Genomic DNA, 23870 nt, shown 5'->3' with positions numbered 1-23870 from the left:
TACCCGCCATGGCCATGCAGGATCTACTTTCCCAGGACGAGATCGACGCGCTGTTGCACGGCGTGGACGATGGCCTGGTGGAAACCGAGTCCGACGTCGAGCCGGGGGCGATCAAGTCCTACGACCTGACCAGTCAGGACCGCATCGTCCGGGGCCGCATGCCGACCCTGGAGATGATCAACGAGCGGTTCGCCCGCTACACCCGCATCAGCATGTTCAACCTGCTGCGCCGCTCGGCGGACGTCGCCGTGGGCGGCGTGCAGGTGATGAAATTCGGCGAGTACGTGCATTCGCTGTACGTGCCCACCAGCCTCAACCTGGTGAAGATGAAACCCCTGCGCGGCACCGCGCTGTTCATCCTCGACGCCAAGCTGGTGTTCAAGCTGGTGGACAACTTCTTCGGCGGTGACGGGCGCCACGCCAAGATCGAAGGCCGCGAGTTCACTCCCACCGAGCTGCGCGTGGTGCGGATGGTCATCGAGCAGGCCTTCGTCGACCTCGCCGAAGCCTGGCACGCGGTGATGCCGATCACCTTCGAGTACGTGAACTCCGAGGTGAACCCGGCGATGGCCAACATCGTCAGCCCCAGCGAAGTGGTGGTGGTCTCCACCTTCCACATCGAACTGGACGGCGGCGGCGGCGACCTGCACATCACCCTGCCGTACGCGATGATCGAGCCGATCCGCGAGATGCTCGACGCCGGCTTCCAGTCCGACGTGGACGACCAGGACGAGCGCTGGATCAACGCCCTGCGCGAAGACATCCTCGACGTCAGCGTGCCGCTGGGCGCCACCGTCGTGCGTCGCCAGCTCAAGCTACGGGACATCCTGCACATGCAGCCGGGCGACGTGATCCCGGTGGAGCTGCCCGAGCACATGATCATGCGCGCCAACGGCGTGCCTTCCTTCAAGGTCAAGCTGGGTTCGCACAAGGGCAACCTGGCCTTGCAGATTCTCGATCCGCTCGTGCGCCCGCGCTGAGCGAATCCCAAGAGGACCCACCATGTCAGACGAAGAAAACGTGACTCCCGAAGAACAGGCACTGGCCGACGAATGGGCCGCGGCGCTCTCCGAATCGGGTGACGCCAACCAGGACGACATCGATGCGATGATGGCCGGCGCCGCCGCTCCGGCCGTGCCCGCCGCGCCGCGCGCGCCGATGGAAGAGTTCGGCATGGCGCCCAAGGCGCCGACCATTGCCGGCCTCGAAGGCCCCAACCTGGATGTGATCCTGGATATTCCGGTGACCATTTCCATGGAGGTCGGCCACACCGACATCAGCATCCGCAACCTGCTGCAGCTCAACCAGGGCTCGGTGATCGAACTCGATCGCCTGGCCGGCGAGCCGCTGGACGTGCTGGTCAACGGCACACTGATCGCCCACGGCGAAGTGGTGGTGGTGAACGAGAAGTTCGGCATCCGCCTCACCGACGTGATCAGCCCCAGCGAACGCATCAAGAAGCTGCGCTGACATGGCCCGCCTGCTCGCGAAACTGTCCGCCCTGCCGCTGGCGGGGCTGTCCCTCCTGGCGATGGCCGACGAGGGCGCCAAGGTTCCGGCATCCAACCCGGCCATCGTCCATGCCAGCTCCACGCCGAGCCTGATCACCGGCAGCGCCGGCGCGCAGCTGATGCAGCTGTTGCTGGGCCTGGTGCTGGTGGTCGGCCTGATCTTCCTGCTCGCCTGGCTGGTGCGCCGCGTGCAGCAGGTGGTGCCGCGCGGTAACCAGGCGATCCGCCTGATTTCCAGCCAGGCACTTGGCCCGCGCGATCGCCTGGTGCTGGTGCAGGTGGGCGAGGAGCAGGTGCTGCTGGGCCTGACTCCTGGCCGTATCACGCCGCTGCACGTCATGCGCCAGCCGGTGCACGCCGCCGAGACGGAGCCCGCGCAGCCGGAATTCGCCCAGCGCCTGCTGGAATTGCTGAACAAGGACAAGGGCCGCCCGCAGTGACCCGTTCGCCGACTTCTTCCGTGCTGATCGGCGCGCTCAAGCGTTTCGCGCCGCTGCTCCTGGCCCTGCTGGCGCTGGCCGCGCCGCAGGCCTTCGCCGCCGATCCGACGCAGCTGACGGCGATCACCGTGACCACCAACCCGCAGGGGCAGCAGGAGTATTCGGTCAGCCTGCAGATCCTGCTGATCATGACCGCGCTGAGCTTCATCCCGGCGTTCGTCATGCTGATGACCAGCTTCACCCGGATCATCATCGTCTTCTCCATCCTTCGCCAGGCGCTGGGCCTGCAGAGCACGCCGTCGAACCAGGTGCTGATCGGCCTGGCCATGTTCCTGACGCTGTTCGTGATGGCGCCGGTGTTCGACAAGATCAACAGCACCGCGCTGCAGCCCTATCTGAACGAGCAGATCCCGGCACAGGAAGCGATCACCCGCGCCGAGGTGCCGCTCAAGGCCTTCATGCTGGCGCAGACCCGGCAATCGGACCTGGAGCTGTTCGTGCGGCTGTCCAAACGCACTGACATCGCCAGCGCCGACGCCACGCCCCTGACCATCCTGGTGCCGGCGTTCGTCACTTCGGAGTTGAAGACGGCGTTCCAGATCGGTTTCATGATCTTCATTCCGTTCCTGATCATCGACCTGGTGGTGTCCAGCGTGCTGATGGCGATGGGCATGATGATGCTCTCGCCGCTGATCATCTCGTTGCCGTTCAAGATCATGCTGTTCGTCCTGGTGGACGGCTGGGCGCTGATCATCGGTACGCTCGCCGGCAGTTTCGGGACGGTCTAGCGATGTCCATTCCTGTCGGCGCAACGCTATCCGATGGCACTGTAGGATGGCGTGGAGCGAAGCGATACCCATCGATTTCCGGGTCAAGCCCACTGATGGATATCGCAAGCTCCACCCATCCTACGAATGAGCTTTCCATTGAGGCCGCCGCGCAAGAGGAGCAACCATGACCCCCGAAGTCGCTGTCGACCTGTTCCGTGAAGCGCTCTGGCTGACCGCCGTGATGGTCGGCATCCTGGTGCTGCCCAGCTTGCTGGTGGGCCTGATCGTGGCGATGTTCCAGGCCGCCACGCAGATCAACGAGCAGACCCTGAGCTTCCTGCCGCGCCTGCTGGTGGTATTGATGACCCTGATCGTGCTGGGGCCCTGGCTGCTGCGGCAGCTGATGGAGTACACCCAGTCGCTGATCACCAGCATCCCGACGCTGATCGGCTGATGCTCGAGCTCAGCAACGCGCAGATCGGCGGCTGGATCGGGGCCTTCCTGTTCCCGCTGTTCCGCATCGCCGCGATGTTGATGGTGATGCCGATCATCGGCACCCAACTGGTGCCCACCCGCGTGCGTCTCTACCTGTCCGTGGCGATCGCCGTGGCCCTGGTGCCGAACCTGCCGCCGATGCCGCAGGTGGACGCGCTGAGCCTCAAGGCGATGGTCTACATCGCCCAGGAAATCCTCGTCGGCGCCATGCTCGGCTTCGTCCTGCAGCTGATGTTCCATGCCTTCGTCATCTCCGGGCAGATCATCTCCATGCAGATGGGCCTGGGATTCGCCTCCATGGTCGACCCCACCAACGGCATTTCCGTGCCGGTGCTGGGGCAGTTCTTCACCATGCTGGTGACGCTGCTGTTTCTCTCCATGAACGGCCACCTGGTGGTGTTCGAGGTGCTGGCGGAAAGCTTCAACACGCTGCCGGTGGGTGAGGGGCTGTCGAGCAACCATTTCATCACCGTGGCCGGGAAGCTCGGCTGGGTCCTGGGTGCCGGCCTGATGATCGCCTTGCCGGCGATCACCGCGCTGCTGGTGGTCAACCTCGCGTTTGGCGCCATGACCCGCGCGGCGCCGCAGCTGAACATCTTCTCCATCGGTTTCCCCCTGACCCTGGTCATGGGGTTCGTCATTGTCTGGATTGGCAGTGCCGACATTCTGACTCAGTACCAGGCACTGGCCAGTGAAGGCCTGCGCCTGCTTCGCGAACTCGTGGGGGCCCGCTGATGGCCGAGAACGACAGTAGCGAAGACAAGACAGAGGAACCTACAGAGAAACGGCGCCGCGACGCGCGCGAGAAAGGGCAGCTACCCAGGTCCAAGGAGCTGAACACCCTGGCCGTGCTGCTCGCCGGCGCCGGTGGTCTGCTGATGTTCGGCGCCAGCCTTGCCGACGCGCTGCTGCGCCTGATGCGCGGCAGCTTCGAGTTCGATCGCGCCACGGCGATGAACAGCGAGAGCATGCTCAACCTGCTGATCGCCGGTGCGAAGATCGGCGCCGACGGCGTCTGGCCGATCCTCGCCGTGCTGCTGCTGGCTGCGCTGATCGGGCCGGTAGCCCTGGGCGGCTGGCTGTTTTCCGCCGAGGCGCTGGCGCCCAAGTTCAGCCGGATGAACCCGCTGGCGGGGCTCAAGCGCATGTTCTCGCTGCGTTCGCTGACCGAGTTGCTCAAGGCGCTGGCCAAGTTCGTGCTGGTGCTGATCGTGGCGATTCTGGTGCTCAAGTCCGACCAGGACGACCTGCTGGCGATGTCCCACGAGCCGCTGGAGCAGGCCATGGTGCACAGCGCCAAGGTCGTGGGCTGGAGCGCCTTCTGGCTGGCCTGCAGCATCATCTTCATCGCCGCCGCGGACGTTCCGTTCCAGCTCTGGGACAACCGCAAGAAGCTGATGATGACCAAGCAGGAGGTCAAGGACGAGTACAAGGACTCCGAGGGCAAGCCGGAGGTCAAGGCCAAGGTCCGCCAGATGCAGCGCGAGATGGCCAACCGCCGCATGATGCAGGCGGTGCCCCAGGCCGACGTGGTGATCACCAACCCGACCCACTTCGCCGTGGCCCTGCAGTACGACGCCGAGAAGGGCGGCGCGCCGCGCCTGCTGGCCAAGGGCAACGACTTCATGGCGCTGAAGATTCGCGAGATTGCCCAGGAGCACAAGGTCACCGTGCTCGAATCCCCGGCGCTGGCGCGGGCGGTGTACTACTCCACCGAACTCGATCACGAGATTCCCGCCGGCCTCTACCTGGCGGTCGCCCAGGTGCTGGCCTATGTCTACCAGCTCAAGCAGTACCGCGCCGGCAAGGGCAAACGCCCGGGGCCGATGCCGGACCTGCCGATCCCGCCGGATCTGCGTCGCGACGAGTGATGTAGGACCGCGTCCGCTATATCTCGCCCCTCCGACCGCAGTAGCATGGGCGGTTCATGGCCGGGTCGCATGCTCTGGCTGCAAGGATCGCGAAGGGACACTTCGATGCTTCATGGATTCTCCGCCGGCTGGCGCTCGACGTTCTGGTTTCTGCTCTGCCTGTTCTGCTCCCAGTACACCTGGGCGGCTTCGGATGCCGAGGGCGGGGTCCTGCTGCCGCTGGGCGAACGCGTGGTCGACGTCACCGGCACTCTCGACCCCTCCGCCAAGGCCCGCCTGATCGACAAGCTCAAGGCCCTGGAGGAGCGGCGCGGTGCGCAGATCGCCGTGGTGATGCTGCCCTCGGTCGGCAAGATGGGCATCGAGGCGTTTTCCAACAAACTGTTCAGCCTGTGGAAGCTCGGCCGCAAGGGCATTGATGATGGCGTGCTGGTGGTGGTGGCCAAGGACGACCACCTGATGCGCATCGAGGTGGGCTACGGCCTGGAAGGCGCGATTACCGATGTGCTGGCCGGGCGCATCATCCGCGAGCGCATGGCGCCGGCGTTCCGCGAAGGGGATTACGTCGGCGGTATCGACGCGGCGGTGGATGCGCTGATCGGCCTGATCGACGGCGAACCGCTGGCCGCGCCCGCCCCGTTGCGGGTGCCGCTGGAAGCCTGGCTGCTACTGGTGGCGTTCGTGGCGGGTGGGATTGGCAGTGTGTTGCTGGCCGCCCATCGCCTGCGTTGGCGTGGTGCCCTGATGATCGGCATCGCAATCGTCGCGCTGGTGGCGGTACTGGCCAGCGGCACCGATGCCCTGGTGACCGTGGCGATTTCGCCGCTCTGCTTGCTGATTGGTGGCGCTACCTTCGGCGCACTGTGGACGGTTCGCGTGGTGTTCTACGGTGTGCTGGGATTGATCGCCTACTGCATCCTGCTCGGCTTCCTGACGCCGCGCTTTGGCGGCGTCCTGTGGATTTATGCGCTGGCCGCGCCGGTGGGCCTGCTGTTCGTGCTTGGCCTCTGGTGGCTGGTTATCTCGATGATGCGCGATACCTGGCGCAAGGGTCGCCAGGGCTTCTATCTGCGTTTGCTGATCCTGGCGGGGCTCTACCTGGTGGTGGCGTTCTTCGCGGGCGCACCGGCCGTGCCGCTGAATTGGCTGGCGGTGCTGCCGTTCATGGCGCTCCCCGGGCTGCTGATATTCGGTTCGGGCAAGGGGGCTGGTGGCTCCGGCTCGGGCAGCGGCTCGTCCCGTGGCGGCTCCAGCGGTGGCGGTTTCTCCGGCGGTGGCGGGTCGAGCGGCGGCGGTGGTGCCTCCGGCAGCTGGTAGCGCAGCGCCCCGCGGCTTTGCGCGTTGAGCGCATTCAACTAGCATCTCGACACCCATTTGCCAGGAGGCACCGAGCACGCCATGGACAGCACCGTTCGCGACCGCCGCATTGCGGCCGTCATTCCCCTTGTCACGCTACCGGTGATTTACGTTTCGCTGTGGCTCATCCCCTTGCTGGTGCTGGGCTATCTGCTGCTGGGGCGCAGGGCTCCGCCGCTGGTCCGTGAAGTGACGCTGAGAGTGCTGGACCTGTACTTGTCCCTGGCGCTGATCTTCGTGGCTGTCGTGCTGTTGATCGGTTCGCTGGGCGTGGTTGCCAACAATGGCGAGATCAAGCTCTGGCCTCAGATCAAGTCCGTGCTGGTGGTTGTGTTCAGTCTGCTGATCACGGGATACGTCCTCGTCAGCTCTGCCTTCAGCGTCGTTCGTGCCTGGCGCGGCCAGTTGCACGATCCGAAGCTGTCCATGGGGATTCTGCAGGCCCTGCGCGGACGGCCGAGGGCGGCTGCCTGATGAGAACCTGGATTCTCGGCCTCCTGTGCCTGTTCCTCCTGTCGGGCGTGCCGCTCACGCAGGCTGTCCAGGCTGATAGGGCTGCGGCCAGCGTAGATGTCGCCGATGCGCTGCAGGAGCAGGCGCCTGCCGCGGTGGCCGTGCCTCGGCTGGAGAGCCCGGTCACCGACCTCACCGGCACCCTGGATAGCGACTGGATCGCCTCTATGCGCCAGCGCCTGCTGGCGCTGCAGCAGCGCAAGGGCTCGCAGATCGCCATTCTGATGCTACCCAGCACCGGCGAGGACAGCATCGAGCTGTACGCCACCCGCGTCTTCGAGCAATGGCGCCTGGGGCGGCAGGGGGTGGATGATGGCCTGCTGGTGCTGGTGGCCAAGGACGACCGGACTATGCGCATCGAGGTCGGCTATGGGCTGGAAGGCGCGATTCCGGATGTCAGTGCCGCGCGGATCATCCGGGAATACATGGTTCCGTCTTTCCGCGACGGTGACTTCGCCGGCGGCATCCAGCAGGCGGTCGAGGTCCTGGAGCGTCTGATCGATGGCGAGACACTGCCGGAGGAACGCCAGCAGGGCGGCCTGACGCTCGAGGGCTGGCTGCTGCTGATCGGCCTGGGCGCCGGCGCCGTAGCAGGCATTGCCTTGCGTCGACGCTGGTTCAGCGTTCGCGCCGTGCTGCTCGCATCGGTGGCCCTGGCGCTACTTCTGGCCTTCAGTTCCGGATTGAAAGCCGCGCCGATGCTGCTCTTCGTCCTGCCGTTCTGCCTGTTCACCGGTGGCGGCATCGGCGCCCTGGCTGCTTCTTCGCGCAAGGCGGCCTGGGTGGTGTGCGGGATCATCGGTTACCTGGTGGCGCTGATGCTGCTCGCCTCGCATTTCGACGGGGGAGACGTCGCGCTCTACGGCCTGGCGGCGCCCATTGGTGGGACCGTCGCGCTGATCTTCCTGTGCCTGCCGTTCTTCCTCGCCTACGGCACCTGGAAGCGCAGCCGGCTGGAATTCTGCATTCGCCTGGCGCTGGCCGGCGGCATCGCCGGGTTCGTGGTCTATGCGACGGGAATCCCACTGTGGCCCTGGGTGCTTCCCGATTCGCTGGCGCTGATTCCGATGCTGTACGTGCCGATGCTGGTTGCTTTCCTGGCCGGCGGCAGCACCGGTTCCGGGTCCGGCTCGGATTCAAGCTCCGGCGGCAGCAGTTCGTCGTCCAGCGGCGGCAGCAGTTACTCCGGCGGTGGCGGTTCCAGCGGCGGTGGCGGCGCTTCCGGAAGCTGGTGATCCGGCCGCTCTGAGTCGGGCATTTATCGCGGTTCGAAGAAGTTGGAACGCTTCCTGCAAAACCCTGTGCGGATGCCGGTCTCGGCGTCAAAAGTTTGATCCGGTGGCTGCCTCGGCCACCCACGCGCAGGGGAAATTCGGGTGGATCGTACGCAACTGATCGGCACTGTTCGCAGCAACCTGGTAGGGCTCAGCCGAGGCAACCTCGGCGTGCCGCTGCTGCTGCTGGCGATGCTGGCGATGATGACCCTGCCCATCCCGCCGTTCCTGCTGGATGTGCTGTTCACCTTCAACATCGCGCTGTCCATCGTCGTCCTGCTGGTCAGCGTGTATGCCCTGCGCCCGCTGGATTTCGCCGTCTTCCCGACCATCCTGCTGGTCGCCACCCTGCTGCGCCTGGCGCTGAACGTCGCGTCCACCCGCGTCGTGCTGCTGCACGGCCACGACGGCCATGCGGCCGCGGGCAAGGTGATCCAGGCCTTCGGCGAGGTGGTGATCGGCGGCAACTACGTCGTCGGCATCGTGGTCTTCGCGATCCTCATGATCATCAACTTCGTGGTGGTCACCAAGGGCGCCGGGCGTATCTCCGAGGTGAGTGCGCGTTTCACCCTCGACGCCATGCCCGGCAAGCAGATGGCCATCGATGCCGACCTCAATGCCGGCCTGATCGAGCAGGCGGAAGCCAAGAAGCGCCGCGCCGAAGTAGCCCAGGAAGCCGACTTCTACGGCTCCATGGACGGTGCCAGCAAGTTCGTCCGCGGCGACGCCGTTGCCGGCCTGCTGATCCTGTTCATCAACCTCATCGGTGGCGTGGCCATCGGTGTGATCCAGCACTCGATGAGCTTCGGTGATGCCGGCAAGGTCTACGCCCTGCTGACCATCGGTGACGGTCTGGTGGCGCAGTTGCCCTCGCTGCTGCTGTCCACCGCTGCCGCGATCATGGTGACCCGTGTGTCCAGCTCCGAGGACATGGGGGCCCAGGTCAACCGCCAGATGTTCGCCTCGCCCAAGGCGCTGGCCATCTCTGCCGCCATCCTCATCGCCATGGGCCTGGTGCCCGGCATGCCGCACGTTTCCTTCGTTGGCCTGGGCGCCCTGGCTGCCGGTGGCGCCTGGATGATCTGGAACCGCCAGCGCCAGGCTACCCAGAAGGCCGAACAGGAAGCCCAGACGCAGCAGGAACTGCTGCCCGCCCAGCGCGCCGAGCAGACCAAGGAGCTGGGCTGGGATGACGTGACCCCGGTGGACATGGTCGGCCTGGAAGTGGGCTACCGCCTGATTCCGCTGGTGGACCGCAATCAGGGCGGCCAGCTGCTGGCGCGGATCAAGGGCGTGCGCAAGAAGCTGTCCCAGGACCTGGGCTTCCTGATGCCGTCGGTGCATATCCGCGACAACCTCGACCTGCTGCCCAATGCCTACCGCCTGACGCTGATGGGCGTCAGCGTGGCCGAAGCCGAGATCTATCCGGACCGCGACCTGGCGATCAACCCTGGCCAGGTGTTCGGCACCCTCAACGGCATCGCCGGCAAGGACCCGGCCTTCGGTCTGGAAGCCGTATGGATCGAGGCCTCGCAGCGCGACCAGGCGCAGTCCCTGGGCTACACGGTGGTGGATGCCAGCACCGTGGTTGCCACCCACCTGAACCAGGTGCTGCACAAGCACGCCCATGAGCTGCTCGGCCACGAGGAAGTCCAGCAACTGATGCAGCTGCTGGCCAAGACTTCGCCCAAGCTCGCCGAAGAGCTGGTGCCGGGGCTGATTTCCCTGTCGACCCTGCTCAAGGTGCTGCAGGCGCTGCTGCAGGAACAGGTGCCGGTACGCGATATCCGCACCATCGCCGAGGCCATCGCCAACGTGGCGGCGAAGAGTCAAGATCCCGCCGCGATGGTAGCGGCGGTTCGCGTAGCGCTGTCCCGCGCAATCGTGCAAACCATTGTGGGACTAGAGCCGGAGCTGCCTGTGATCACTCTGGAACCCAGGTTGGAACAGATATTGCTCAATAGTCTTCAGAAGGCCGGACAGGGCTCCGAAGACGGCATGTTGCTGGAACCCGGAATGGCCGAAAAGCTGCAACGCTCGATGGTTGAAGCGGCGCAGCGTCAGGAGATGCTCGGCAAGCCGGCGATTCTGCTGGTGGCAGGTCCCATCCGCGCGATGATGTCGCGATTCGCCCGGATGGCGGTTCCCACCATGAACGTGCTGGCTTACCAGGAAATCCCGGACAACAAACAAGTCACGATTGTCGCCACTGTTGGGCAGAACTGATTGAGGTCCAAGGCCATGCAGGTAAAACGCTTCTTCGCCGCCGATATGCGTCAGGCCATGAAACTGGTCCGTGACGAGCTGGGCCCGGATGCCTCGATCATCGGCAACCGCCGTGTCGCCGGCGGCGTGGAGCTGACCGCCGCGCTGGATTACCAGGCGCCGGTGGCCGCCAGCAAGCCGAACCCGGCGCTGGAAGCCGAACTGCGCAAGACCCAGGCGAAGATCGCCCAGGCCAAGGCGGACCTGTCGGCCCCGACCCGCGCAACCGATGGCGTGCGCAAGGACCGTCAAATGTACGGCACCGAAGCGCCGCGCCGCAGTGCTGCCGAGACCCTGGCCGAAGCCATGGCCGCGCCGGCCGCCCCGACGCCGGCTGCCGCCGGCCAGCAGGCGCTGGAAGCCATGCGCTTCGAGCTCAACGGCCTGCGTGAACTGATTGAAGTGCAACTGGGCTCCATCGCCTGGAACCAGCTGCAGAACCAGCGCCCGAAGCAGGCCAACCTGTGGCGTCGCCTGCAGCGCATGGGCCTGCCGGCCGACCTGTCGCGCAGCCTGCTGGAGCGCGTAGCCTCCATCGCCGATCCGAAGCAGGCCTGGCGTATGCTGCTGGCGCACCTGGCGCGCTCGATCAACACCCCGGAAACCGACCTGCTGGAGCAGGGCGGCGTGATCGCCCTGGTCGGCCCGGCCGGCATGGGCAAGACCACCACCTTGGCCAAGCTGGCTGCCCGCTACGTACTCAAGTACGGCGCGCAGAGCATTGCCCTGGTGTCCATGGACAGCTTCCGCATCGGTGCTCAGGAGCAGATCAAGACCCTGGGCCGTATCCTCAATGTGCCGGTGACCCTGGTCGATCCTGGCCAGTCGCTGATCCAGGCCATGGCGCCGCTGGCGCGCAAGCGTCTGGTGCTGATCGACACCGCCGGCCTGCCGGCCAATGATCCGGCGCTGCGCATGCAGCTCGAAGCGCTGTCGTCGCTGAGCCTGAACGTGAAGAATTACCTCGTGCTGGCCGCGACCAGCCAGAGCCAGGTGCTCAAGTCCGCCTGGCAGAACTATCGTTCCTGTGGGCTGGCCGGGTGCATCCTGACCAAGCTGGACGAAGCGGGAAGCCTCGGCGAAGCTCTGGCTCTGGCTATCAGCCAGCATCTCCCGGTAGCCTATCTGGCTGACGGGCCGAAGATCCCGGATGACCTGCATGTGGCACGCGCGCACCAACTGGTCAGCCGTGCGGTGAGCCTGCAGTCGCCGGAAGAGCCCAGCGAGGACGCCATGGCCGACATGTTCGCCGGCCTTTACCAGCAGCCGGTGCGTCGCGCCAGCTGAGGATTGTGAGCCCCGGGTGGGGCGTGGGGCGGCCGGTTGGGCCGCCCAAGCGATGCGGATGCTCTGCAAGATGATCCGCGAGCACCGGAAGCGGTGGAGCACCGCAGCCGGATTAGCCGAAACGCCAGAAGCGTGACGGTCGAATGACGAGACAAGGTATTGATATGGGCATGCATCCCGTTCAGGTAATCGCAGTCACCGGTGGCAAGGGTGGCGTGGGCAAGACCAACGTGTCGGTGAATCTGTCGCTGGCGCTGGCCGATCTTGGTCGCCGCGTCATGCTGCTGGACGCCGACCTTGGCCTGGCCAACGTCGACGTGCTGCTGGGCCTGTCGCCCAAGCGCACGCTGGCCGACGTGATCGAAGGCGAATGCGACCTGCGCGACGTGATCCTCCAGGGGCCCGGCGGCATCCGCATCGTCCCGGCGGCCTCGGGCACCCAGAGCATGGTGCACCTCACGCCGATGCAGCATGCCGGCCTGATCCAGGCTTTCAGCGACATCAGCGACAACATCGACGTGCTGGTGGTGGACACCGCCGCCGGTATCGGCGACTCGGTGGTGAGCTTCGTTCGCGCGGCCCAGGAAGTACTGCTGGTCGTCTGCGATGAACCCACGTCCATCACCGATGCCTATGCTTTGATCAAGCTGCTCAACCGCGACTACGGCATGACCCGTTTCCGCGTGCTGGCGAACATGGCCCACAGCCCCCAGGAGGGCCGCAACCTGTTCGCCAAGCTGACCAAGGTCACCGACCGTTTCCTCGACGTGGCGCTGCAGTACGTCGGCGCCATTCCTTACGACGAGTCGGTGCGCAAGGCGGTGCAGAAGCAGCGTTCGGTGTATGAGGCGTTCCCGCGCAGCAAGGCTTCCCTGGCCTTCCGGGCGGTGGCGCAGAAGGTCGACAGCTGGCCGCTGCCGGCCAACCCACGAGGGCACCTGGAGTTCTTCGTCGAGCGCCTGGTGCAACATCCCACGGGTTCGGCCGTATGACCGCGGCCTCCGGAGCGCGTATGTACAGCAAGGCACAGGCGCATAACTCCCAGGAACTGCTGATCCAGAAACACGCACCACTGGTGAAGCGCATCGCCTACCACCTGCTGGGCCGCCTGCCGGCCAGCGTGCAGGTGGAGGACCTGATGCAGGCCGGGATGATCGGCCTGCTGGAGGCGGCGAAGAAGTACGACGCGGGCAAGGGCGCGAGCTTCGAGACCTATGCCGGCATCCGTATCCGTGGCGCCATGCTCGACGAGGTGCGCAAGGGCGATTGGGCGCCCCGTTCGGTGCACCGCAACACCCGTATGGTCAGCGACGCCATCCGCGCCGTCGAGGCGCGCACCGGACGCGACGCTAAAGATCAGGAGGTTGCTGCCGAACTCAATATGAGCCTCGAAGATTATTACGGCATCCTCAGCGACACCCAGGGCAGCCGGCTGTACAGCTTCGATGACATGTTGCAGGACGGTGAACAGGGCGGTGGCCTTGCCGAAGACGCTTCGCATCACGACAACGAGCCGTCCCACGGCCTGGAAGACGAACGCTTCCAGGCGGCGCTGGCCGACGCCATTACCAAGCTGCCCGAGCGCGAGCGGCTGGTCCTGGCGCTGTACTACGACGAGGAGCTCAACCTCAAGGAGATCGGCGAAGTACTGGGCGTCAGCGAGTCCCGCGTCAGCCAGCTGCACAGCCAGTGCGCCGCGCGCCTGCGCTCGCGACTGGCGGAGTGGCGCGCGCGCTGAGCATCGGGTAGTTTCGCGGCTGCTTGTTCTGAGCGTAAAGCCTGAAAGGAATTTCCTTAGGCAAGTTATAGGCTTACGAATTTTTGGGTGACGTTCCTTTGACGCATCCACCCCAAAGAGCGCACGGCGCTCAATGAATTGACGGCACGCCCGCCAGGGCGCGTTTGGTATCGATGGAGGCAGGTTTGGACAAGAACATGAAAATTCTCATCGTGGACGACTTTTCCACGATGAGGCGCATCATCAAGAACCTCCTGCGAGACCTGGGGTTCACCAACACCGCAGAAGCCGACGACGGCACCACTGCGCTGCCGATGCTGCACAGCGGCAACTTCGATTTCCTCGTGACCGACTGGAACATGCCCGGCATGACCGGCATCGACCTGCTTCGTGCGGTCCGCGCCGACGAGCGCCTCAAGCACCTGCCGGTGCTGATGGTCACCGCCGAAGCCAAGCGCGACCAGATCATCGAAGCGGCCCAGGCCGGGGTCAACGGCTATGTGGTCAAGCCTTTCACCGCTCAGGTGCTGAAAGAAAAGATCGAGAAGATTTTCGAGCGGGTCGGCAGCTAAGGCCGGCATAGAGGGCGTCATGGATTTCAACGAATCCGCGGGTGACTTCGAGTCGACCCTGAAAAAACACGCGCGCGAATTGGTCGACTGCCTCGAACGCGGCGACGTTCAGACCGCCGTGCAACTGATCTCCGAGCTCAACCAGGCGCGCGACCGAGGCCTCTACCAGGAGGTCGGCAAGCTCACCCGCGAGCTGCACAACGCCATCGTCAACTTCCAGATCGATCCCAACTCCCGGCACGCCGAGGAGATGTCGCAGATCGCCGACGCGACCGACCGCCTGTCCTACGTGGTGACGATGACCGAGAAAGCGGCCAATCGCACCATGGACCTGGTGGAGGAGTGCACCCCGGTGGTCATGCACATCGAGACCCAGGCCAAGGAGCTGCAGGAAGACTGGTCGCGCTTCATGCGCCGCGAGCTGGGCGCCGACGCCTTCCGCGACCTGGCCAAGCGCGTCGAGCAGTTCCTCTACATCAGCGCCCAGGACAGCCGCAAGCTCTCCGCCCACCTGAACGACATCCTGCTGGCGCAGGACTTCCAGGACCTTACCGGGCAGGTGATCAAGCGCGTCACCAAGCTGGTGACCGAGGTCGAGTCGAACCTGGTCAAGCTGGTCTGGATGGCGGGTCAGGTCGATCGCTACGCCGGTATCGAGCATGACCACGACGGCATGCGCGACGCGGTGGAAAAAGAAAGATCGTCCAAGGGTGAAGGTCCGCAGATTGCTGCCGATACAAGAAAGGACGTCGTGTCCGGTCAGGACGATGTCGACGACCTGTTGTCCAGCCTTGGTTTTTAAGCGTCGCCTGACGCTGTAGAGGGAGCACCGAATGAGCTTCGACGCCGATGACGAAATCCTCCAGGACTTCCTGGTGGAGGCCGGCGAGATTCTCGAGCTACTGTCCGAGCAACTGGTCGAGCTGGAAAGCCGCCCGGAAGACATGGACCTGCTCAATGCCATCTTCCGTGGGTTCCACACCGTCAAGGGTGGTGCCGGCTTCCTCCAGCTGAACGCGCTGGTGGAGTGCTGCCACATCGCCGAAAACGTGTTCGACATGCTGCGCAAGGGCGAACGCCGCGTGGATGCCGAGCTGATGGACGTGATGCTGCAGGCGCTGGATACCGTCAACGTCATGTTCCAGCAGGTGCGTGACGCGCAGGAGCCGACTCCGGCGACGCCCGAGCTGCTCGCTGCCCTGTCGCGCCTGGCCGACCCGAACGCCGCCCCGGCCGAAGCTCCCGCTCCGGCCGTGGTCGAGCCTGTTGCGGAAGAAGCTCCGGCGGCCTACGGCGACATCACCGACGCCGAGTTCGAGCAACTGATGGATGCCCTCGAACCCACCGCTGACGCGCCTGCCGCACCGGTTGGCGCGGGTGGCGACGACATCACCGACGACGAATTCGAAGCACTCCTCGACCAATTGCACGGCAAGGGCCAGTTTAGTGCTGGCGCCAAGGAAGCCGCCAAGGCCGCCCCGGCTCCGCTGGCCGAGGCGCCGGCTGCCAGTGGTGGTGACGAGATCAGCGACGATGAGTTCGAAGCGCTGCTCGACCAGTTGCACGGCAAGGGCCAGTTCACCGGCGCGAAGGAAGAAGCCGCCGCTCCCGTCGAGGCTGCTGCCGCGACCAAGGCGGAGGAAGCTCCGGCGGCCTCCGGCGACGACAACATCACCGACGACGAATTCGAGAAGCTGCTCGACGAACTGCACGGCAAGGGCCAGTTCACCGGCGCGAAGGAAGAGCCGGTTGCGGCCGCCAAGCCGGCTGTCCAGCCTGCTGCGCCGGCGCCCAAGCCCGCCGCCGCGCCCGCGCCGGCTGCTGCCAAGCCTGCCGCGGCCAAGCCCAGCGCGGCCGCCGCCGCAGAGAAGCCGGCCAACGAAGCGGAAACCACCGTGCGCGTGGACACCGCCCGCCTGGACGAGATCATGAACATGGTCGGCGAACTGGTGCTGGTGCGTAACCGCCTGGTGCGCCTGGGCCTGAACAGCGGCGACGAGGCGATGGCCAAGGCCGTTTCCAACCTCGACGTGGTCACCGCCGACCTGCAGTCGTCGGTCATGAAGACCCGCATGCAGCCGATCAAGAAGGTCTTCGGCCGCTTCCCGCGGCAGGTCCGCGACCTGGCGCGCAACCTGAAGAAAGAGATCAACCTCGAGCTGATCGGCGAAGAAACCGACCTGGACAAGAACCTGGTCGAAGCCCTGGCCGACCCGCTGGTGCACCTGGTGCGCAACGCGGTCGACCACGGCATCGAAGGCCCGGACGAGCGCGAAGCCGCCGGCAAGTCCCGCTCGGGCAAGGTGGTGCTGTCCGCCGAGCAGGAAGGCGACCATATCCTGCTGTCGATCTCCGACGACGGCAAAGGCATGGACCCGGATGTGCTGCGCGCCAAGGCCGTGGAGAAGGGCCTGCTGGACAAGGACGCGGCCGATCGCCTGTCCGAGTCGGACTGCTACAACCTGATCTTCGCGCCGGGCTTCTCGACCAAGACCGAGATTTCCGACGTCTCCGGCCGCGGTGTCGGCATGGACGTGGTGAAGACCAAGATTTCCCAGCTCAACGGCATCATCAACATCTACTCGACCAAGGGCCAGGGCTCGAAGATCGTCATCAAGGTCCCGCTGACCCTGGCGATCATGCCGACCCTGATGGTGATGCTGGGCAACCAGGCCTTCGCCTTCCCGCTGGTCAACGTCAACGAGATCTTCCACCTCGACCTGTCGAACACCAACGTGGTCGATGGCCAGGAAGTGGTGATCGTTCGCGACAAGGCCCTGCCGTTGTTCTACCTCAAGCGCTGGCTGGTGCCGGGCGCGCAGCATGACGAGCCGGGCGAGGGCCACGTGGTGATCCTCTCCGTGGGCACCCAGCGCATCGGCTTCGTGGTCGACCAACTGGTGGGCCAGGAAGAGGTGGTGATCAAGCCGCTGGGCAAGATGCTGCAAGGCACGCCGGGCATGGCCGGAGCGACCATCACCGGGGACGGGCGCATCGCGCTGATCCTCGACGTGCCGAGCATGCTCAAGCGCTACGCCCGTCGTATCTGACCGCCGTGCGCGGGCCGCGAGGCCCGCGCCCGTGATGGAAGAAGTTTTTTTCAGGAGTGTCTATGGCTGTCAAAGTCCTGGTGGTGGACGATTCGGGGTTCTTCCGCCGCCGCGTCTCGGAGATTCTTTCGGCTGACCCGCAGATCCAGGTGGTCGGCACGGCGACCAACGGCCGCGAGGCGATCGATCAGGCGCTGGCGCTCAAGCCCGACGTGATCACCATGGACTACGAGATGCCGCTGATGGATGGCATCACCGCCGTGCGGACCATCATGCAGCGCTGCCCGACGCCGGTCCTGATGTTCTCCTCGCTGACCCACGAGGGCGCGCGGGTGACCCTGGACGCGCTGGACGCCGGCGCCGTCGATTACCTGCCGAAGAACTTCGAGGACATCTCGCGCAACCCGGACAAGGTCCGCCAGTTGCTGTGCGAGAAGGTTCACACCATCGCCAAGAGCAATCGCCGCTTTGCCGCGTACTCGTCCTATTCCTCCAGCACGCCGACTTCAGCCGCACCGGCGGCCAGCAGCGCCGCGCGCCATGCCGCTCCCGCTTCCTCGGGCAGCAGCCAGGCGCCAGCGACTCCGGCGCCGACGACTTCCGCCGCCCCAAAGCGTAAGCCCTACCGGCTGGTAGCCATCGGTACGTCCACCGGTGGGCCGGTGGCGCTGCAGCGGGTCCTGACCCAGCTGCCTGCCAACTTCCCTGCGCCGCTGGTGCTGATCCAGCACATGCCGGCGGCCTTCACCAAGGCCTTCGCCGAGCGCCTGGACAAGCTGTGCAAGATCACCGTCAAGGAAGCCGAGGATGGCGACATCCTGCGTCCTGGCGTGGCGTTGCTGGCTCCCGGCGGCAAGCAGATGATGGTCGACGCTCGCGGCGCGATCCGCATTCTCCCCGGCGACGAGCGCCTGAACTACAAGCCTTGTGTCGACGTGACCTTCGGTTCCGCGTCCAAGGCCTATGGCGACAAGGTGCTGGCGGTGGTCCTCACCGGCATGGGCGCCGATGGCCGCGAAGGTGCGCGCATGCTCAAGCAGGGCGGTGCCCAGGTCTGGGCGCAGGATGAGGCCAGCTGCGTGATCTACGGCATGCCCATGGCGATCGCCAAGGCCGGCCTGGCCGATGCGGTGTACAGCCTGGACGACATCGGTCGCCACCTGACCGAGGCCTGCGGCTGATGGATGTCCTCAGCCTGGTCGGCCTGATCCTTGCGCTGGTTGCCATCATCGGTGGCAACTTCCTCGAGGGTGGGCATGTCGGTGCCCTGGCCAACGGCCCGGCGGCGCTGATCGTGGTCGGCGGCACCCTGGCCGCCGCGCTGCTGCAGACCCCGGTGGCAGTGCTCAAGCGGGCGCTGACCATGCTGCGCTGGATGGTCCTGCCGCCCAAGGTGGACCTGGTCGGCGGCATCAACCATGTGGTCGGCTGGAGCATGACGGCGCGCAAGGAAGGCCTGCTGGGCCTGGAAACCGTCGCCGACGCCGAGCGTGACCCCTATGCGCGCAAGGGCCTGCAACTGCTGGTGGACGGCACCGAGCCCGAGGCCATCCGCAGCATCCTCGAAGTCGACCTGTACAACCAGGAAAGCCGCGACCTCGCGGCGGCCAAAGTGTTCGAAGCCATGGGCGGCTATTCGCCGACCATCGGCATCATCGGCGCGGTGATGGGCCTGATCCACGTGATGGGCAACCTCGCCGACCCCAGCCAGTTGGGCAACGGCATTGCCGTGGCCTTCGTCGCCACCATCTATGGCGTCGGCCTGGCCAACCTCCTGCTGCTGCCCATCGGCAACAAGCTCAAGAGCATCGTGCTGCGCCAGTCGTGTTACCGCGAAATGTTGATGGAGGGCCTGCTGTCCATCGCTGAAGGCGAGAACCCGCGCTCCATCGAGCTGAAGCTGCAAGGCTTCGTCGGCTGAGGGGGAGGGGATGCGCATGCCTCGCCGCAGACGCCATGAGGAACACGAGAATCACGAACGCTGGCTGGTGTCCTACGCGGACTTCATCACCCTGCTGTTCGCCTTCTTCGTGGTGATGTACTCGATCTCCTCGATCAACGAGGGCAAGTACAAGATCCTCTCGGAAACCCTGACCGGCGTGTTCAACCAGCCGGACCGTTCGATCCGCCCGATTCCTGTGGGCGAGGAGCGCCCGCGCACCCAGCAGCCGGACCAGTCGATCACCGAGCCGCAGGACGAGGGGCAGGCCCAGGGCAGCCCCGATACCCTGCAGCAGATCAGCGACAGCGTGCGCCAGGCGTTCGGCGACCTGATCTCCAGCGAACAGCTGTCGGTGCGCGGCAACGAGTTCTGGATCGAGATCACCCTCAATTCCAGCCTGCTGTTCCCCAGCGGCGACGCGATCCCCAATGACGCTGCCTTCGCCATCATCGAGAAGGTCGCCAGGATTCTGGCGCCTTACCGCAACCCGGTGCATGTCGAAGGCTTCACCGACAACGTGCCGATCCATAATTCGCAGTACCCGACCAACTGGGAGTTGTCCGCGGCCCGTGCCGCCAGCATTGTCCGCATGCTCGCCCAGGACGGCCTCGACGCCGGTCGGCTGGCAGCGGTGGGCTATGGCGAATTCCAGCCAGTGGCGGACAATGCCACGGCGGATGGCCGCGCACGCAACCGCCGGGTGGTACTGGTGATTTCCCGCAACCTGGAAGTGCGCCGCAGCATCAGCGGTGTCGGCAGCGGCAAGGCGCAGCCCGATCCGGCCTTGCGACATGCTGGCACGCAATCTGCACCAGTGGTTGCCAGCGAGGCGCCCGCCAGTGGCGCCGTCAATTCTTCGTCATCGGCTACAGGGCAATGAGAACTATGACTACGATCCTGAGCCGATGCTGTGCCACCGGGGAGCGCGCACTATGAAAGTCTGGGCGGTAGCCAACCAGAAAGGTGGCGTCGGCAAGACCACTTCCTCCATCGCCTTGGCGGGCCTGCTGGCGGATGCCGGCAAGCGCGTGCTGATCGTCGACCTGGACCCCCACGGCTCGATGACCAGCTATTTCGGCCATGACCCGGACAGCCTGGAGCACAGCGTTTTCGACCTGTTCCTGCACCAGGGCAACGTGCCTGAGGGACTGCCCGAGTCGCTGCTGCTGCCCACCAGCCACGAGAACATCCGCCTGCTGCCCTCGAGCACCGCGCTGGCCACCCTGGAGCGCCAGTCGCCGGGGCAGAACGGCCTGGGCCTGGTGATCGCCAAGAGCCTGGCGCAGCTGTGGAACGAGTTCGATCACGCGATCATCGACAGCCCGCCGCTGCTGGGCGTGCTGATGGTCAACGCCATGGCGGCCAGCCAGCACCTGGTGATCCCGGTGCAGACCGAGTTCCTCGCCCTCAAGGGTCTGGAGCGCATGGTCAACACCCTGAAGATGGTCAACCGCTCGCGCAAGCAGGCGCTGCCGTTCACCATCGTGCCGACCCTGTTCGACCGCCGCACCCAGGCTTCCCTGGGCACCCTGCGGGTATTGCGCGATACCTACCCGGACACGCTGTGGCAAGCCTTCATCCCGGTGGACACCAAGCTGCGCGACGCCAGCCGCCTGGGCATGGTGCCGTCGCGCAACGACAGCAACAGCCGGGGCGTGATCGCCTACCGTGCGTTGCTCAAGCATCTGCTGGCCCATGTGCCGGCGAGCCAGGTAGCCTGAGCATGGCTGGCACCCACAGAAGAATCCGACGGATGCGTTCAAGTCCTGCGCATTCGCTGCCGATAGGCTGGACAGTTACCTTGCGCGGTTATCCATCATGAGTCGTTCCGCTACCGCCACTCGCCCCCAGCTCGCGCTGCAGTCCTACCTGGACGCGCTGCTGCAGGAGGCCACTTTCGAAGACTTCGCCGTGGAACCGCTGGCGCAGCCCGTTGCCGCACCCGTTGCACCGGTCCCGGTTGCCGCGGTGGCACTGGTGGTCAGCGAGCCGGTGGAGCCACTCACCGCCGAACCTCAGGTAGCGGTGATGCAGGCGCCGGAAACCAGCGTCAGCCTCGACGAATTCGAAGCGGCCGTGCTCGAAGAGCAGGTTCGTGATGCTCGCCTGATCGGCGTTGCCCGCGCGCCAGTTGCTGAACCCAAGGTCATCGAAGCCCTGCTGCCCGAACCGGTCGCCCCGGTCATCGAGGCGCCGATCGCCGACGAGCCGCCGGCGCAGATCGGCCAGGTCATCGACCTGCACCAGCCCGGCAGCGCCGAGATGCCTGCCGCGCCGCTGAAGCTGCTCGACGATGGTCGTCCGGTATGGGCTGCCGAGCCCTTCGAATGCCTGCTGTTCGACGTCGCCGGCCTGACCCTGGCGGTGCCGCTGGTCTGCCTGGGTTCGATCTATCCGCTGGCGGGGCACGACCTGACCCCGCTGTTCGGCCAGCCGGACTGGTTCCTTGGCATCCTGCCGGGGCAGAACGGCAACCTCAAGGTGCTCGACACCGCGCGCTGGGTGATGCCCGAGCGTTACCGCGACGACTACCGCGAGGGGCTGCAATACGTGATTTCCGTGCAGGGCTACGAGTGGGGGCTGGCCGTGCACCAGGTCAGCCGCTCGGTGCGCCTCGACCCGTCCGAGGTGAAGTGGCGCAGCCAGCGCCAGCAGCGCCCGTGGCTGGCCGGCACGGTGATCGACCAGATGTGCGCGCTGCTGGATGTCTCGGCCCTGGCCGAACTGATCGCCAGCGGCGCGGCGAAGCACCTGAAGCCCTGAGGCCGGGCGCTACCTTATTGAAAGACAACCATCGCGCCGCAGGCGGCGCGGTACCAGAAGAGGCGAGGGGATATGAAGAAAACGTCAGCGCAAGGTGCCGAAGATCCGATTCTGCAGTGGGTCACCTTCCGCCTGGACAACGAGACCTACGGCATCAACGTGATGCAGGTCCAGGAAGTGCTGCGCTACACCGAGATCGCGCCGGTCCCCGGTGCCCCGAGCTACGTGCTGGGCATCATCAACCTGCGCGGCAACGTGGTCACCGTGATCGACACCCGCCAGCGTTTCGGCCTGGACCCGGCGCCGGTCTCGGACAACACCCGCATCGTCATCATCGAGGCCGACAAGCAGGTCGTGGGCATCCTGGTCGACAGCGTTGCCGAGGTCGTCTACCTGCGCCAGTCCGAGATCGAGACCGCGCCGAACGTCGGTAACGAGGAATCGGCCAAGTTCATCCAGGGCGTCTGCAACAAGAACGGCGAGCTGCTGATCCTGGTCGAGCTGGACAAGATGATGACCGAGGAAGAGTGGTCGGAGCTGGAGAGCATCTGAGGTGCTGATCGCCCTGGTGGTACTCGGTATCGTCTGCGCCGGTTTGGCGCTGGCCTGCGTCTGGCTGTCCGGCCGGCAGCGCGACCAGCAGGCGCAGGCCGCCGAACTGGCCAAGCAGCTGGCAGTGTTCGAGCAGCGCCTGAAAGAGCAGGGCAAGCGCATCGAGTCGTACCAGCAGATCAATATCCGCATGGGCGAAGAGCTGCGCGAGCTGACCAAACAGGTCGCGCCGCTGCCGGAGCGCCTGGTGCGCATCGAGCAGCGCGACCCCACCAGCCTGTCCTTCAGCCAGGCCGCGCGCCTGGTCGGCATGGGCGCCAGCCCCGAAGACCTGACCCAGAGCTGCGGCCTGTCCCAGGCCGAGGCCGAGCTGGTCGCCCGCCTGCATCAGGGCAAGGCGCGCGATTAGCACAGGCTGCCTCGGTCAGCGGTCGTAGGACTCGTAGCGCTGCCTGACCTTCGACTTGCTGCTGCTCAAACGGCTCATATGCCCGCAAGTCGGGCACCATCTGCCTGAGCGAATATTGGTGAACGTGCTATGCCAGCTATGGCCCTTATGGCAGAGCCAATGCAGCTTCTGCTGGCACCGTACATACTCCTTGGAAAGGCACTGCCCGCCGCGCTCCGTGGCTATGCGCTGCGCATCTTCGAGTGTGAGCCGCTGTGAAAGCGTCAGGCAGACCTTGCACCAGGTGCCCGCCAGGACGTGGGTGGCCTTGGTTTCCCACTCGTGCCCCTTGGCGCAGCGGAAGCGGTAGCCAGGATTGGCGCCCAGATACTCATCGGCCAGGCATATGCCGCCATGCCGTGCTGCAGCCTCGCGCAGTCTGGCCAAACCGTCCGCTTGCCATACCGCACGGTCGATAGGCCAGTTGTGACAACGGGGGCACCAGCTGTCATTTTTCATGACGGATGCGCCACGGGCTTGCCAGGTATGCCCCTTGGCGCAACGAAACTCATGTTTCCTCATCAGTCCGTGGTACTCGGGAGATAGACATTCGCCGCCATGGCGTCTCGCTGCTTCCTGCAGGCGCTCCAGGCCATCGGGTAGCAGATCGGCCTGTCGAGGGCGGCCACGGGTGCATTCCGGGCAACTGATGTTATTCAGTGCGGTGCGGCCGGTTCGCTCCCAGCTGTGCCCCTGGGCACAAGCAAAGTGATGAAGCGCCTTGTCCCCCAGCCACTGCTTGCTCAGCAGCGTGATGCCTTCCTTCCTGGCCTTGGCGCGGAGTGATTGCAGTCGATGCTTCGTCAGGCATACCTGGCATTCGGGTAGCTTCGATTGTCGGGTAAAAGGCCCCATGTAGCGTTTGATCTCGTGCCCCAGGCGGCAGCGGAACCAGTAGGTCGCCTGGAACCCCTTCCAGTCCCCCTGTCGCTCCATCCCCACGCGAGCAGCCTCGGTGCGCAGATGCTCGTATCGGGCTTGCTCGCTTGCTTCGTCCCGGGGTGACTGAACCTGATTCATCAC

The 23870-nt window shown here is 65.5% G+C and carries 25 protein-coding genes; 24 read left to right on the top strand and 1 reads right to left on the bottom strand.

Annotation, left to right across the window (positions count from 1 at the left end):
• The first annotated feature begins 8 nt into the window (after positions 1 to 8).
• The 24 genes from fliM (at position 9) to RS899_RS17495 (ending at position 22808) form a co-directional block, all read left to right on the top strand.
• A complete protein-coding gene (gene fliM, locus RS899_RS17610) occupies positions 9 to 980 on the top strand; it encodes a flagellar motor switch protein FliM (RefSeq protein ID WP_054907284.1) in 972 nt (323 codons plus the stop codon).
• Positions 981 to 1002: 22 nt separating this feature from the next.
• A complete protein-coding gene (gene fliN, locus RS899_RS17605) occupies positions 1003 to 1470 on the top strand; it encodes a flagellar motor switch protein FliN (RefSeq protein WP_024764960.1) in 468 nt (155 codons plus the stop codon).
• Position 1471: 1 nt separating this feature from the next.
• Positions 1472 to 1951, top strand: a complete 480-nt coding sequence (gene fliO / locus RS899_RS17600; protein ID WP_139092959.1) for a flagellar biosynthetic protein FliO — start codon at positions 1472 to 1474, stop codon at positions 1949 to 1951.
• 20 nt (positions 1952 to 1971) lie between these two features.
• Positions 1972 to 2739 carry a flagellar type III secretion system pore protein FliP gene (gene fliP, locus RS899_RS17595; RefSeq protein WP_371914056.1) on the top strand — a complete coding sequence of 256 codons (768 nt, stop codon included), beginning with the start codon at positions 1972 to 1974 and terminating at the stop codon, positions 2737 to 2739.
• 166 nt (positions 2740 to 2905) lie between these two features.
• Positions 2906 to 3175: a flagellar biosynthesis protein FliQ gene (gene fliQ, locus RS899_RS17590; RefSeq protein ID WP_054907285.1), complete on the top strand. Its 270-nt coding sequence runs from the start codon at positions 2906 to 2908 to the stop codon at positions 3173 to 3175.
• On the top strand, positions 3175 to 3951 hold the full coding sequence (gene fliR, locus RS899_RS17585) for a flagellar biosynthetic protein FliR (protein WP_024764964.1): 777 nt from the start codon (positions 3175 to 3177) through the stop codon (positions 3949 to 3951). Before fliQ ends, fliR begins: the two co-directional genes overlap by 1 nt.
• A complete protein-coding gene (gene flhB, locus RS899_RS17580) occupies positions 3951 to 5087 on the top strand; it encodes a flagellar biosynthesis protein FlhB (protein ID WP_054907286.1) in 1137 nt (378 codons plus the stop codon). Before fliR ends, flhB begins: the two co-directional genes overlap by 1 nt.
• Positions 5088 to 5192: 105 nt before the next feature.
• Entirely contained in the window at positions 5193 to 6404 is a 1212-nt protein-coding gene (locus tag RS899_RS17575) for a TPM domain-containing protein (RefSeq protein WP_315807695.1), read from the top strand.
• Between the two features lie 81 nt (positions 6405 to 6485).
• Complete coding sequence (locus RS899_RS17570) at positions 6486 to 6917, top strand: hypothetical protein (RefSeq protein ID WP_315807694.1); 432 nt, start codon at positions 6486 to 6488, stop codon at positions 6915 to 6917.
• Positions 6917 to 8191, top strand: a complete 1275-nt coding sequence (locus RS899_RS17565; protein ID WP_315807693.1) for a TPM domain-containing protein — start codon at positions 6917 to 6919, stop codon at positions 8189 to 8191. The genes RS899_RS17570 and RS899_RS17565 overlap by 1 nt, the downstream gene beginning before the upstream one ends.
• Before the next feature lie 141 nt (positions 8192 to 8332).
• Complete coding sequence (flhA, locus tag RS899_RS17560; RefSeq protein ID WP_054907289.1) at positions 8333 to 10456, top strand: flagellar biosynthesis protein FlhA; 2124 nt, start codon at positions 8333 to 8335, stop codon at positions 10454 to 10456.
• Positions 10457 to 10471: 15 nt separating this feature from the next.
• A complete protein-coding gene (flhF, locus tag RS899_RS17555) occupies positions 10472 to 11782 on the top strand; it encodes a flagellar biosynthesis protein FlhF (RefSeq protein ID WP_233299526.1) in 1311 nt (436 codons plus the stop codon).
• Positions 11783 to 11946: 164 nt separating this feature from the next.
• Positions 11947 to 12774, top strand: a complete 828-nt coding sequence (gene fleN / locus RS899_RS17550; protein ID WP_017520297.1) for a flagellar synthesis regulator FleN — start codon at positions 11947 to 11949, stop codon at positions 12772 to 12774.
• Positions 12771 to 13520, top strand: coding sequence for an RNA polymerase sigma factor FliA (gene fliA, locus RS899_RS17545; RefSeq protein ID WP_024764971.1), 750 nt, complete (start codon positions 12771 to 12773; stop codon positions 13518 to 13520). The genes fleN and fliA overlap by 4 nt, the downstream gene beginning before the upstream one ends.
• Before the next feature lie 197 nt (positions 13521 to 13717).
• Positions 13718 to 14092: a chemotaxis response regulator CheY gene (locus tag RS899_RS17540; protein ID WP_085988857.1), complete on the top strand. Its 375-nt coding sequence runs from the start codon at positions 13718 to 13720 to the stop codon at positions 14090 to 14092.
• A 19-nt stretch (positions 14093 to 14111) separates the two neighbouring features.
• Positions 14112 to 14894: a protein phosphatase CheZ gene (locus RS899_RS17535; RefSeq protein ID WP_024764972.1), complete on the top strand. Its 783-nt coding sequence runs from the start codon at positions 14112 to 14114 to the stop codon at positions 14892 to 14894.
• Positions 14895 to 14925: 31 nt separating this feature from the next.
• On the top strand, positions 14926 to 17142 hold the full coding sequence (locus tag RS899_RS17530; RefSeq protein ID WP_233299525.1) for a chemotaxis protein CheA: 2217 nt from the start codon (positions 14926 to 14928) through the stop codon (positions 17140 to 17142).
• A gap of 62 nt (positions 17143 to 17204) precedes the next feature.
• Positions 17205 to 18323 (top strand): protein-glutamate methylesterase/protein-glutamine glutaminase, encoded by a 1119-nt coding sequence (locus RS899_RS17525; RefSeq protein ID WP_054907292.1) that lies wholly within the window; start codon positions 17205 to 17207, stop codon positions 18321 to 18323.
• Entirely contained in the window at positions 18323 to 19063 is a 741-nt protein-coding gene (locus tag RS899_RS17520; protein ID WP_054907293.1) for a flagellar motor protein, read from the top strand. The genes RS899_RS17525 and RS899_RS17520 overlap by 1 nt, the downstream gene beginning before the upstream one ends.
• Positions 19064 to 19079: 16 nt before the next feature.
• Positions 19080 to 19964 (top strand): flagellar motor protein MotD, encoded by an 885-nt coding sequence (motD, locus tag RS899_RS17515; RefSeq protein WP_315807692.1) that lies wholly within the window; start codon positions 19080 to 19082, stop codon positions 19962 to 19964.
• A 52-nt stretch (positions 19965 to 20016) separates the two neighbouring features.
• Positions 20017 to 20805, top strand: coding sequence for a ParA family protein (locus RS899_RS17510; RefSeq protein ID WP_315807691.1), 789 nt, complete (start codon positions 20017 to 20019; stop codon positions 20803 to 20805).
• Positions 20806 to 20902: 97 nt separating this feature from the next.
• The gene (locus RS899_RS17505) at positions 20903 to 21847 is read left to right on the top strand and encodes a CheW domain-containing protein (protein ID WP_315807690.1); all 945 of its coding nucleotides are present in this window, start codon (positions 20903 to 20905) and stop codon (positions 21845 to 21847) included.
• 72 nt (positions 21848 to 21919) lie between these two features.
• Positions 21920 to 22399, top strand: a complete 480-nt coding sequence (locus RS899_RS17500; protein ID WP_015476565.1) for a chemotaxis protein CheW — start codon at positions 21920 to 21922, stop codon at positions 22397 to 22399.
• Position 22400: 1 nt separating this feature from the next.
• A complete protein-coding gene (locus RS899_RS17495) occupies positions 22401 to 22808 on the top strand; it encodes a DUF2802 domain-containing protein (protein ID WP_233299522.1) in 408 nt (135 codons plus the stop codon).
• 15 nt (positions 22809 to 22823) lie between these two features.
• Here RS899_RS17495 and RS899_RS17490 read toward each other — a convergent pair whose 3' ends face one another.
• Positions 22824 to 23867 carry a hypothetical protein gene (locus RS899_RS17490; protein ID WP_315807689.1) on the bottom strand — a complete coding sequence of 348 codons (1044 nt, stop codon included), beginning with the start codon at positions 23865 to 23867 and terminating at the stop codon, positions 22824 to 22826.
• Positions 23868 to 23870: the final 3 nt, after the last annotated feature.

This window comes from Pseudomonas sp. C9-3, from assembly GCF_032392015.1.
GTDB lineage: Bacteria > Pseudomonadota > Gammaproteobacteria > Pseudomonadales > Pseudomonadaceae > Pseudomonas > Pseudomonas nitroreducens.
The sequence above is the reverse complement of the archived record's forward strand: the minus strand, read 5'-3'. Positions and strand labels throughout refer to the sequence as shown.

Excerpts from the sequence above, each read along its gene's own strand:
- RS899_RS17520 (WP_054907293.1), top strand. The coding sequence starts at position 18,323 with ATGGATGTCCTCAGCCTGGTCGGCCTGATCCTTGCGCTGGTTGCCATC.
- RS899_RS17525 (WP_054907292.1), top strand. The coding sequence starts at position 17,205 with ATGGCTGTCAAAGTCCTGGTGGTGGACGATTCGGGGTTCTTCCGCCGC.
- RS899_RS17530 (WP_233299525.1), top strand. The coding sequence starts at position 14,926 with ATGAGCTTCGACGCCGATGACGAAATCCTCCAGGACTTCCTGGTGGAG.
- fliN (WP_024764960.1), top strand. The coding sequence starts at position 1,003 with ATGTCAGACGAAGAAAACGTGACTCCCGAAGAACAGGCACTGGCCGAC.
- flhF (WP_233299526.1), top strand. The coding sequence starts at position 10,472 with ATGCAGGTAAAACGCTTCTTCGCCGCCGATATGCGTCAGGCCATGAAA.
- RS899_RS17535 (WP_024764972.1), top strand. The coding sequence starts at position 14,112 with ATGGATTTCAACGAATCCGCGGGTGACTTCGAGTCGACCCTGAAAAAA.
- flhB (WP_054907286.1), top strand. The coding sequence starts at position 3,951 with ATGGCCGAGAACGACAGTAGCGAAGACAAGACAGAGGAACCTACAGAG.
- motD (WP_315807692.1), top strand. The coding sequence starts at position 19,080 with ATGCCTCGCCGCAGACGCCATGAGGAACACGAGAATCACGAACGCTGG.
- RS899_RS17490 (WP_315807689.1), bottom strand. The coding sequence starts at position 23,867 with ATGAATCAGGTTCAGTCACCCCGGGACGAAGCAAGCGAGCAAGCCCGA.
- RS899_RS17570 (WP_315807694.1), top strand. The coding sequence starts at position 6,486 with ATGGACAGCACCGTTCGCGACCGCCGCATTGCGGCCGTCATTCCCCTT.
- fliQ (WP_054907285.1), top strand. The coding sequence starts at position 2,906 with ATGACCCCCGAAGTCGCTGTCGACCTGTTCCGTGAAGCGCTCTGGCTG.
- RS899_RS17540 (WP_085988857.1), top strand. The coding sequence starts at position 13,718 with ATGAAAATTCTCATCGTGGACGACTTTTCCACGATGAGGCGCATCATC.
- fliA (WP_024764971.1), top strand. The coding sequence starts at position 12,771 with ATGACCGCGGCCTCCGGAGCGCGTATGTACAGCAAGGCACAGGCGCAT.
- fliO (WP_139092959.1), top strand. The coding sequence starts at position 1,472 with ATGGCCCGCCTGCTCGCGAAACTGTCCGCCCTGCCGCTGGCGGGGCTG.
- fleN (WP_017520297.1), top strand. The coding sequence starts at position 11,947 with ATGGGCATGCATCCCGTTCAGGTAATCGCAGTCACCGGTGGCAAGGGT.
- fliM (WP_054907284.1), top strand. The coding sequence starts at position 9 with ATGGCCATGCAGGATCTACTTTCCCAGGACGAGATCGACGCGCTGTTG.
- RS899_RS17575 (WP_315807695.1), top strand. The coding sequence starts at position 5,193 with ATGCTTCATGGATTCTCCGCCGGCTGGCGCTCGACGTTCTGGTTTCTG.
- RS899_RS17505 (WP_315807690.1), top strand. The coding sequence starts at position 20,903 with ATGAGTCGTTCCGCTACCGCCACTCGCCCCCAGCTCGCGCTGCAGTCC.
- RS899_RS17500 (WP_015476565.1), top strand. The coding sequence starts at position 21,920 with ATGAAGAAAACGTCAGCGCAAGGTGCCGAAGATCCGATTCTGCAGTGG.
- RS899_RS17565 (WP_315807693.1), top strand. The coding sequence starts at position 6,917 with ATGAGAACCTGGATTCTCGGCCTCCTGTGCCTGTTCCTCCTGTCGGGC.
- fliR (WP_024764964.1), top strand. The coding sequence starts at position 3,175 with ATGCTCGAGCTCAGCAACGCGCAGATCGGCGGCTGGATCGGGGCCTTC.
- RS899_RS17510 (WP_315807691.1), top strand. The coding sequence starts at position 20,017 with ATGAAAGTCTGGGCGGTAGCCAACCAGAAAGGTGGCGTCGGCAAGACC.